11 protein-coding genes are annotated in these 9,826 nt (G+C 67.5%); 6 read left to right on the top strand and 5 right to left on the bottom strand.

The window, feature by feature from the left end; all coding sequences use genetic code 11:
* The coding region (locus tag VNJ47_03795) for an FAD-dependent oxidoreductase (protein HXG27955.1) at positions 1 to 330 on the bottom strand (330 nt) is incomplete at its 3' end.
* 135 nt (positions 331 to 465) lie between these two features.
* Here VNJ47_03795 and VNJ47_03790 point away from each other — a divergent pair.
* The gene (locus VNJ47_03790; protein HXG27954.1) at positions 466 to 1,059 is read left to right on the top strand and encodes a PadR family transcriptional regulator; all 594 of its coding nucleotides are present in this window, start codon (positions 466 to 468) and stop codon (positions 1,057 to 1,059) included.
* 109 nt (positions 1,060 to 1,168) lie between these two features.
* Positions 1,169 to 2,476, top strand: coding sequence for an NADH:flavin oxidoreductase/NADH oxidase family protein (locus VNJ47_03785; GenBank protein ID HXG27953.1), 1,308 nt, complete (start codon positions 1,169 to 1,171; stop codon positions 2,474 to 2,476).
* Here VNJ47_03785 and VNJ47_03780 read toward each other — a convergent pair.
* Positions 2,471 to 3,220, bottom strand: a complete 750-nt coding sequence (locus VNJ47_03780) for a DUF1295 domain-containing protein (GenBank protein HXG27952.1) — start codon at positions 3,218 to 3,220, stop codon at positions 2,471 to 2,473. The two genes, VNJ47_03785 and VNJ47_03780, sit on opposite strands and share 6 nt — an antisense overlap.
* A gap of 205 nt (positions 3,221 to 3,425) precedes the next feature.
* Between VNJ47_03780 and VNJ47_03775 the strand changes: the two genes are divergently transcribed.
* The 3 genes from VNJ47_03775 (at position 3,426) to VNJ47_03765 (ending at position 5,482) form a co-directional block, all read left to right on the top strand.
* A complete protein-coding gene (locus tag VNJ47_03775) occupies positions 3,426 to 3,626 on the top strand; it encodes a hypothetical protein (protein HXG27951.1) in 201 nt (66 codons plus the stop codon).
* Between the two features lie 111 nt (positions 3,627 to 3,737).
* Positions 3,738 to 5,150: a wax ester/triacylglycerol synthase family O-acyltransferase gene (locus VNJ47_03770; protein HXG27950.1), complete on the top strand. Its 1,413-nt coding sequence runs from the start codon at positions 3,738 to 3,740 to the stop codon at positions 5,148 to 5,150.
* A 47-nt stretch (positions 5,151 to 5,197) separates the two neighbouring features.
* Positions 5,198 to 5,482: a hypothetical protein gene (locus VNJ47_03765; protein HXG27949.1), complete on the top strand. Its 285-nt coding sequence runs from the start codon at positions 5,198 to 5,200 to the stop codon at positions 5,480 to 5,482.
* Positions 5,483 to 5,488: 6 nt separating this feature from the next.
* Here the strand turns inward: VNJ47_03765 and VNJ47_03760 are convergent, their stop codons facing one another.
* The 3 genes from VNJ47_03760 to VNJ47_03750 are packed head-to-tail and all read right to left on the bottom strand — an operon-like array spanning position 5,489 to position 8,754.
* Positions 5,489 to 6,310 (bottom strand): SDR family NAD(P)-dependent oxidoreductase, encoded by an 822-nt coding sequence (locus VNJ47_03760; protein HXG27948.1) that lies wholly within the window; start codon positions 6,308 to 6,310, stop codon positions 5,489 to 5,491.
* 42 nt (positions 6,311 to 6,352) lie between these two features.
* A complete protein-coding gene (locus VNJ47_03755) occupies positions 6,353 to 7,255 on the bottom strand; it encodes an alpha/beta hydrolase (GenBank protein HXG27947.1) in 903 nt (300 codons plus the stop codon).
* Between the two features lie 2 nt (positions 7,256 to 7,257).
* Positions 7,258 to 8,754, bottom strand: a complete 1,497-nt coding sequence (locus VNJ47_03750) for an NAD(P)/FAD-dependent oxidoreductase (protein ID HXG27946.1) — start codon at positions 8,752 to 8,754, stop codon at positions 7,258 to 7,260.
* 103 nt (positions 8,755 to 8,857) lie between these two features.
* Here VNJ47_03750 and VNJ47_03745 point away from each other — a divergent pair.
* Positions 8,858 to 9,826, top strand: a 969-nt coding sequence (locus VNJ47_03745) for an AraC family transcriptional regulator (GenBank protein HXG27945.1), incomplete at its 3' end; no start/stop codon positions are given.

Here is a 9,826-nt window from a genome sequence, read left to right as displayed (position 1 = left end):
CCCGCCGATGATGATGCGGTCATAGCAGGGGTCCATCGGCGCCCACTGCAGCTGGCCGTCGGTGATCAGGTCGAAGATGCGCCGCAGCGGCGAGTTCTGCCGCTGCATCTCGCCAATGTAGTGCACGCCGACGTCCCATTCGTAGCCGTTGCGCTCGTAGGAGTGAGTGAAGCCGCCGGCGGTGTAGTGCTGTTCCAGCACGCCGACCTTGCGGCCCAGTTTCGACAGCAGCGCTGCGCTCGTCAGCCCGCCGATCCCCGAGCCGATGACGATGACGTCGTAGTGGCCGTCCGCTCGGCCGGTGCGATAGCGGCGTCCGATGCGTTTCATGCGGGCCCCAATATGCAATCTATTGCATAGTAATACACCAGCCCGGCATACTATGCAATAGTTTGCATATTGTCCCCTCGCTGACCCTCCCCCGCGGGCGGGCGGGCGGGCGGGGGAGGGAGGGGTGGGGGTTCCATGTCTCTCAGGCATTCCATTCTGGTTCTGCTCGACCGTGAGCCCGGCAGCGGCTACGACCTCGTGCAGCGCTTCCGGTCGGGCATTGGGAACTTCTGGAGCGCGACGCACCAGCAGGTCTACCAGGAGCTCAAGCGGCTGCACCGGGAGAAACTGGTCGAGTTCGAAGTCGAGACGCAGGCCGAGCGCCCGGACCGCAAGGTGTACCGCATCACCCGCGCCGGGCAGCGCGCGCTCAAGGACTGGCTGCGGACGCCGGTGCGGCCGCCGCGCCTGCGGGACTCGCTGCTGGTGAAGGTGTTCGGCGGCCACGCGGCGGATCCCGCCGCGCTGGCGGCCGAGCTCGGGCAACATCTGGACCATTACCGGCGCAAGCTGGAGGAGTACCGCGCGCTCGAGCAGAGCTATTTCAGCCAGCACGAGACCGGCCGCCGGCGCTACCGGCTGCCCTACCTGACCCTGCGTCGCGGCATCCGCTACCTGCAGGGCACTATCGACTGGCTGGAGGAAACCTGCGCGCTGATCGAAAGCGGCGCCTTGCCGGACAAGCCGGTGCCATCGAGCGGTACACGCACGAAGGCCGCCAAACGCTGAACCTTCCGGCCGCGCATGCCAGTCTCCACCTTCACGGTGGCAGGCGGCGCGATCACCAGGAATGACGATAGGAGATAATCTTCCGATCTTCCTTCCGGATGCTTGCATCATGCTGGATACACCCTTCACGCTCCCCTGCGGTGCCAGACTCAGGAACCGCATCTGCAAGGCGGCCATGACCGAGGGGGTCGCGGATGCCCGACTGCGCGCCAGCGAGCGGCACCAGCGGCTGTACCGGCAATGGAGCGAGGGTGGTGCGGGATTGTTGCTGACCGGCAACGTCATGATCGACCGCAACGTGCTCGAGCGCCCGGGCAACGTCGCGGTGGACGTGACCGCGGGCGGCGACAGCCCGGATGCGCGCGAACGCCTGCGTCGCTGGGCACAGGCTGGAACCGTGGGCGGCAATCATTTATGGATGCAGCTCTCGCATGCCGGCCGACAGTCACCGCGCTACGTGACGAACCGGCCGCTCGGGCCCTCTGCGGTGCAACTCGAGCTGGCCGGCAACTACGCGCGCCCGCGCGCGGTCACCGAGGCGGAGATCCTGGATTTCATCCGGCGGTTCGCGCGCGCCGCCGCGATCGCGCGGGACTGCGGCTTTACCGGCGTGCAGATCCACGCCGCACACGGCTACCTGCTGAGCGCCTTCCTGTCGCCGGTGACGAATCAACGGACGGATGCCTGGGGCGGCTCGCTCGAGAATCGCGCTCGCATGCTGCTGGAGACCGTGCGCGCGGTCCGGCAAAGCGTGGGCACGGACTTCCCGCTGTCGGTCAAGCTCAATTCCGACGACTTCCGCAAGGGCGGCTTCTCGCATGCCGAGTGCCTGCAGGTCGTCGAGATGCTCAACCGTGAAAATCTCGATCTGCTGGAGATTTCCGGCGGCACCTACGAGCAGCCGCGCCTGCTGGGTTTCGAAGGCAAGGCTGCAACAGTGAGTGAACCGATCCGGGAGTCCACCCGCCAGCGCGAAGCCTACTTCCTGGATTATGCGGATGCCATCCGCAAGGTCGCGAAGATGCCGCTGATGGTGACCGGCGGTTTCCGCACGCGCGCCTTCATGGAACAGGCGCTGCGGGACGGGCGTTGCGACCTGATCGGCCTCGGCCGGCCGTTCTGCACCGAGCCGGATTTCCCGCGACGGATGCTGGCAGGCGAAATCGAGGCCGCGCCGCAGCACGAAAAACGCCTCAGGCTCGGCTCGTCGAGATGGCTGTCGGGTGCGAGCCCGATCTTCCTGATCAAGCTGGTCAACGTGCTCGGCGCGCAGGGCTGGTACTACATCCAGCTGTTCCGACTCGCCGACGGCAAGCCGGCCGACCTGAAACTGGGCATCGCCAGCGCGATGCTGCGCTATCTCTGGGACGAGCTCACCACCGCGTGGCGCGTGCGCCGCGCCCGCAGCGCGTCATAGAACGCCCGGCACCAGCCACCAGCTGCGTTTCTTGTACGCTGCCCATTCCGGGTAGCGCGACATGCTGGCTTCCTTCATCGTCATGTTGACCGCAAACAGGCCCAGCCACACCCAGGCCAGCACGATGACGGGAATCCAGTGCCAGACCATCAGCGCGAAGCTGCCGTAGATCATCATCTCGCCGAGGTAGTTGGGGTGGCGCACGTAGCGGTGCATGCCGTCGGTGATGAGCCCGCGCTTCAGGCGCAGCGTGAAGTATTTCTGCGCATCGGCCGCGATCATGATCACGCAGCCGAGGATACACAGACTGATGCACAGCGCGAACCAGGCATAGTCGGGCAGGGGATAGTCGGGCTGTACGGTGCCGGAGATCAGCAGCCAGCCGAACACCCAGTACCAGCCCAGCACGCCGAGGAAGGCGTTGATGCCGCCGCCGATCGTGATCCGCTTCTGCCAGTTGGGGTCGGGGAAGGCCACATCCTTGAGGATCCACACCAGCCCGTAGCTGCCGTGCAGGGCGAGGTAGATCCAGGCATTGAGCGTGTAGTTGCCGTAGTACCAGATGAGCGAGCCGAGGAAGAAGAACGTCCCGGCCTTCTGGAAATTGATCACCCAGGCGAACTTCCACGGCCGCGGCCCGCCGCCGAAGTCCTCCACCAGCCAGTTCGTGAAGCGGCGCATCGTCACCGCCCAGGCCGGTGCGCTGGCAGGCAAGGGGGTACTGCTGGGCTGGGTCGTACTCATGGCGATTCCTGGCTGATGGGCCTGCCAACGCTACCCCAATTCCGCTGCCGCTACACCCCGGCGAGCCGGGGCTGGGCCGGGCGAGTGGGCGCCAGGGCCAATTGCTGCGTCGCACAAATCAGGCTAGACTGCCCGTGCCCCTAGTGAAAGATCTTCACATGTCATTGATTGACATGGGATTTCATCTGAACGAGAGGTTCGAATTATGAGCACGCTTCTCCCCCTGCGCCTGCCGCAGTTCCTGCGGCCCAGCCTGGGCAAGGTCGGCCTGGTGGGCATCGGCCTGTGCCTGGCGCTCGGACTGTATGTCCCGGCGCCGGTCGGGCCCGGCGACAGCGCCGGCACCCCAGCCGCCCAGCCCCAGTTGACTGCCCAGGCCCAGATCGGGTCTCCCGCTCAGCCCTGATCCCGGGCCGCACAGCCCCCTTCGGTTTTCCCTCCCCCGCGTCGCGGGGGTAGGATGACGCTTCACGGCCGCCGCAAGACGGCCGGTCATCCGACAACGAGGGGGTTTACCGTGAAGCGCCTGAATCCGCTGGACGCATCCTGGCTGATGGTCGAGTCGCGCGAAACGCCGATGCACGTCGGCAACCTCGCCATCTTCTCCCTGCCCAAGGATGCGCCCGACGACTTCATCCAGAAGCTGGTCGAGCGCGCGCGTGCCTCGCGCGACTTCGTGCCGCCGTGGAACCTCAAGCTGCGTGGCGGTGCGCTCGGCCGCGTTCTGCCGATGTGGATCGAGGACCACGACATCGACATGGACTACCACTTCCGCCACTCGGCGCTGCCGCGGCCCGGCGGCGAGCGCGAGCTGGGTGTGCTGATCTCGCGCCTGCACAGCCATCAGCTGGATTTCAACCGGCCGCTCTGGGAGTGCCACATCATCGAGGGGCTGGAGGGCGGCCGCGTCGCGCTCTACACCAAGATGCATCACTCGCTGATCGACGGCGTCAGCGGCGTGCGCATGATGCAGCGCATGTTCTCCACCGACCCGGAGGCGCGCAATCTGCCGGCCCCCTGGTCGATCGGGGCCCCCACGCGCGAACGTAACCGCGAAGGCGAGGCGGCCGAGACCGCGCAAAGCCCCTTCGATGCCATCAAGAGCGGGCTGCGCAAGCAGGGAGATTCCACCGCCGCGCTGATCGGCGCGCTCAAGCGCCTGGTCAAGGCGGCGCGCTCGGACGAGGATCCGCTGACGGCACCCTTCGTCGCGCCGCATTCGGTCCTGAACCAGCGCGTGCACGGCCAGCGCCGGTTCGCCACCCAGCAGTACGACCTCGCGCAGATCAAGTCGCTGGCCAAGTCCGCCGACTGCAGCCTCAACGACATCGTGCTGTACCTCTGCGCCACCGCCATGCGCCGCTTCCTGAAAGAGGCCAACCAGCTGCCGGACAAGCCGCTCACCGCCGGTATCCCGGTGAACGTGCGCCCGGCGGACGACCAGAGCACGGGCAATGCCATCAGCTTCATCATGGCCAATCTCGCCACCGACGTGGCCGACCCGCTCAAGCGGCTGGAAACGATCAAGGCCTCGACCGCCAGCGCCAAGGAGCATCTGCAGTCGCTGCCGCGTAGCGCGCTGACCCAGTACACCATGCTGGTGATGGCGCCCTACATCCTGCAGCTGCTCACCGGCCTGGGCGGCCGCATGCGCCCGGTGTTCAACGTCACCATCTCGAACGTGCCGGGCCCGAACCAGCCGCTGTACTATAACGGCGCCAGGCTCGAGGCCATGTACCCGGTGTCGCTGATCGCGCACGGCGGCGCGCTCAACATCACCTGCCTGTCCTATGCCGGCACGCTCAACTTCGGCTTCACCGGCTGCCGCGATACGTTGCCGCACATGCAGCGCCTGGCGGTGTACACCGGCGAGGCGCTGCAGGAGCTGGACAAGCTCTTGCACCGGCAGGCGCGGGCGAAGACGGCCTGAGGACGATGATGCGCAGCCGCCGGGGCCTGTTACCGGTGCTTTTCTTGATGGCAGCGCCAGCCGCTGCCGCCGGCGACCTTGAAACGCTGCCGGCCACCGAACGCGGCTTCCAGGACAAGGTCCAGGCCATCATTGAGCCCGGCCACCGCATCGACGACGCGCTGAGGATCCTGGAGGCGCATCGCTTCGAGTGCCGCGAGTTCGCCAACAAGGTGCCGGTGATCCATTGCGCGCGCCTGGACGAACCGCGCTACTACCAGGTGATGATCGAACCCACCCGGCGTGGCACCGTCGGGGCGGTCACGCCGTCGCTGGGTATCATCCGGCGCTGAGGGGGGCTAGCCTCCGCTGTTCTCGGCTTCCACCCGTTTCTGCAGCCGCTTGCCCATGTAGCGGAACAGCCGGCCGGTCCAGTCCATGGTCGGGCCCGGCATGACCATGGTCGCCGTGCCCCAGGCCTCGCCCAGCCGGCTGGTCAGGCGCGCGGGGCGCTTCTCGATCGCCTTCACGATCCAGTCCGCGGCGTCGTTCACGTCCATCTGCCGCAGGTAGCGATAGACCTTGGTCGGTGCCGTCATCGGCGTCTTGACCAGCGGGAAGTTGATCACCGTGATGGCGATCCCCTTGTCCACCAGCTCGGCGCGCAGCGAGCGCGAGAAGCCGTCCAGCGCCGACTTGCTGCCGGAATAGGCCGAGTAATACGGCGTCGGGATCAGCGCCGCCATGCTCGACACGTTGATGATGTGGCCGCTGCGCCGCTCGAACATCTGCGGCAGCAGGCGCAGTATCATGCGCACCGGCGCGAAGTAATTGAGCTGCATGGTGCGCTGGTAGTCGTGGTAGCGGTCGAGCGATTCCTTGACCGTACGCCGGATCGAGCGGCCGGCATTGTTGATGAGGATGTCGATGCGCGGATGCTCGGCCAGCACGGCATCCAGGCAGGCATCCACGCCGGCCTCGCTGGACAGGTCGGCGGGATAGATGGCGGCGCGGCCGCCGTCGGCCTCGATCTGCGCCTTGACCCGCTGCAGCTCGTCCTGGCGGCGTGCGACCAGGCAGACCTGCGCACCCATCTCGGCCAGGCGCTTGGCCGCAGCCTCGCCGATGCCGCTGGAGGCGCCGGTAATCAGGATGACTTTGCTGCGGACGTGCTCGGACATGAGGGTGGCTCCGGAAATTTCCGCAGAGCCTAGCGCATGGGATCAGGCGGCGGCGATAGTATTTTTTACGAAGTCGCCGACCTCGGTCATCGCACGATCCGACTCATGCAGCAAACCGGCATGGGCCTGGAAGTCGTGCCACATGCCTGCGTACCGGGATAGCCGCACCGTCACGCCTGCGGCCTGCGCACGCTGCGCCAGCCGCAGCGAGTCCGACAGCAGGATTTCTTCGCTGCCGACCTGGATCAGCATCGGCGGCAGCCCGGTGAGGCTGGCGAACAGCGGCGAGCAGGCCGGATGGTCGGGCGGGTACTTGCCGAGGTACAGCCGTGACCAGAGCGCGCCGATCGCAGAACTGAGCATCGGGTCGCGGCGCGTGTGAGTACGCGCGCTGTCGCCGGACAGCGTCAGGTCGGTCCAGGGCGAGATCAACACCAGCGCCGCCGGTAGGGGCAGCTGCGCGTCGCGGATCGCGACCGCCGTGGCCAGCGCCAGCCCGCCGCCGGCCGAATCGCCGCCGAGGACGAGCTGCGCGGGATTCACGCCCTGCGCCAGCAGTGCGCGATAACAGGCCAGCGCATCCTCCAGCGCCGCCGGGTGGGGGTGCTCCGGCGCCAGCCGGTAGTCGGGCACATAGGCGGTGGCGCCGCAGGCGCGTGCGAGATGCGCGGCCAGGCCGCGGTGGGTGCGCGGCGAGCCGACGCAATAGCCGCCGCCGTGCAGGTACAGCAGCGTGCGCGCGCCGGACTGCGGCACACTCAGGCACTCGGCCGCCACCCCGCCCAGGTCAAGCCGTTCGATGCGCGTGCCGCGCGGCGGCAGGCTGCTGGCGGTCATGACGCGGGTCCAGAAGCGCTGGATGCCGATCGGCATCCAGCCGGAGAACACCGGCTTGAGCAGCAGGCGGATGCTCCAGAACAGCAGCGCGCGCAGCAGGGTCTGCATGCTCAGGTCGCCGCGCCGGCCGGCACCTGCCGGTAGTCGTCCAGCTTCAGCCGCCGCAGGAGGCGCCCGTACTCGCTGGTGTGGCCGACCCAGTTGTTGGTGTTGCGGCCTTCCGCATTGATGTACCAGCTGTGGCAGCCCGATTCATAAGCCGTGCGTTTGTTGCGGCGGTGCAGCTCGTCGTTGAAGGCCGCCTGTGCTTCCGGCCGCACGTCCAGATAGTGCAGGCCCTGTGTCTGTAGCGCCTGCACGCACTTCACGATGTAGCGCGCCTGCCGCTCCAGCATGTAGATGATCGAGCAGGCGCCGCAGTTGGTATTGGGTCCGTACAGGATGAACAGGTTGGGGAAACCCGACACCGCCACGCCGAGATAGGCCTCGGCGCCCTTCCGCCAGCGCTCGCGCAGCGACTGCCCGTTCAGGCCGTGCAACTCCATCGGCGCCAGGAACTCGGTGGCGGCAAAGCCCGTGCCCCAGACGATGGCGTCCACCTTGCGTTCGCGACCGTCGGCGGTGACGACACCGGTCGGTGTGATCTCGCGGATGCGCTCGGTGACGACCTCGACATTCGGCCGCGCCAGCGCCGGCAGCCAGTCGTTGGACAGCAGCGTGCGTTTGCAGCCGACCGGGAAATCCGGCGTGAGTTTCCTGCGCAGTTCGGGATCCTTCACCTGCCACCACAGCAGGATCCTGGCGGCGGTCTTGAGGTAGAACTCAGCCAGGCGCTTGAAGATGCGGCTGTCGATCATGGCCGAGGCCAGGAACTCGATCAGCCAGAAGATGCGCCAGCGGTCGAGGTCGTGGATGAATGGCAGCCAGTCCAGCAGCTTGCGCTGCCAGCCGGCGAAGGGCTTGTCGAATTTCGGGATGCACCAGCCGGGCGAGCGCTGGAAGACGTGCAGTTGCCGTACCTGCTTGGCGATCTCCGGCACGAACTGCACTGCCGACGCGCCGGTGCCGATCACCGCTACGGTCTTGCCGTTGAAGTCGTAGCTGTGGTCCCAGCGCGCGGAATGGAAGGCGCGGCCGAGGAAACGCTCGCGCCCCGGGATGTCCGGGATCTGTGGGCGGTGCAGCTGGCCCACGGCGGTGACCAGCACCTGGGCTTCGTGCGTGCCGCCGTTCGCGAAGCGGATGACCCACAGCCCGCGCGCGGCGTCGAAATCCGCGCCCGTCACCTCGCGGCCGAAACGGATGTGGCGCAGCAGGTCATGCTTGCGCGCCACATGCCGCTGGTAGGCGAGGATCTCCGGCTGGTGGCCGTAGCGGCAGCTCCAGGGGTAATGCGGCTCGAAGGAGAACGAGTACAGGTGCGAGGGCACGTCGCAGGCCGCACCGGGGTAGGTGTTCTCGCGCCACACGCCGCCGACGTCGTCGGCCTTCTCGAATATCGTGAAGGACTCGATGCCGGCCCGCTTCAGGTAATAGCCCATGCCGAGGCCGCCGAAGCCGCTGCCGATGATGGCGATGCTGGGTGTGCGGGCTGCCGCCAAGTTCATGCCGCCGGGCTCCCCGGGTGTTCTGTTCCGGTGCTCATGCTAGTGCGGGTCTCGTCGCCGGTGGATGGCGCGCCCGGACAGTTTATTGATATTTTCGGACACAATGAAGCAGGCCCGCCTCAAGCCGGACTGGCAGCTGCGCCGCAGCGTCAGCAGCGCAGTGCTGCTGACGCAGTTCGCCGCGCGCCAGGGTATCCCGCTGCGCGACTGCCTGGCCGGCACCGGCATCGCGCCCGAAAGCCTCGCCGATCCCCAGGGCGAGATCGAGGCGCGGCAGGAACTGCGCCTGCTGCACAACGTGGCGCCGCGCCTGCAGCCCGGCCAGGCGCTGGAACTGGGCCAGCTCTATCACCTGACTACCTACGGCATCTGGGGCTTCGCGCTGATCAGCAGCCCGACGCTGCGCGCGGCCTTCAGCCTGGGCCTGCGCTACTTCGACCTGGCCTTCTCCTATTGCCATATCCATATGGAAACGGATCGGGACGAGGCGCGGCTGATACTCGACGACGGCGACATTCCCGAAGCGCTGCGCCAGTTCCTGGTCGAGCGCGATCTGGCTGCGATGCAGACCATCCAGCGCGAGCTGTTCTCCGCGCCGATGCCGCTGCGCCGGCTGGAATGCCGTTTCCCGGCGCCCCCCTATGCGGCGCAGTTCACCGCGCTGTTCGGCGTGCAGCCGCGCTTCGGCGCTCCGCGCAACGTCGCGGTGCTGGACGCCGCGCGGCTCGACCGCCCGCTGCCGCAAGCCAACCCGCTGACCGCGCAGCTGTGCGAGCAGCAGTGCCAGCAACTCCTGGCGCGACGCCGCGCGCGCAGCGGTATCGCCGGCCGCGTGCGCGACCGGCTGCTGCGCCAGCCGGGAATGATGGCGGACATGGAAACGATCGCCGCCGAGCTGCACATGACCTCGCGCACGCTGCGCCGCCGGCTGGACGAGGAAGGCACGTCCTACCGCGCGCTGGTGGACGAGGTGCGCGCGGCGCTGGCCGAGGAAATGCTCGCCGGTACGCGCCTGTCGGTGGAGGAAGTGGCCGAGCGCCTGGGCTATGCCGAGGCCTCCAGCTTCATCCAC

Source organism: Nevskiales bacterium (assembly GCA_035574475.1).
Classification (GTDB): Bacteria; Pseudomonadota; Gammaproteobacteria; order Nevskiales; family DATLYR01; genus DATLYR01.
Note: the sequence above shows the minus strand (reverse complement) of the source record. Positions and strands in the feature narration are given on the sequence as shown.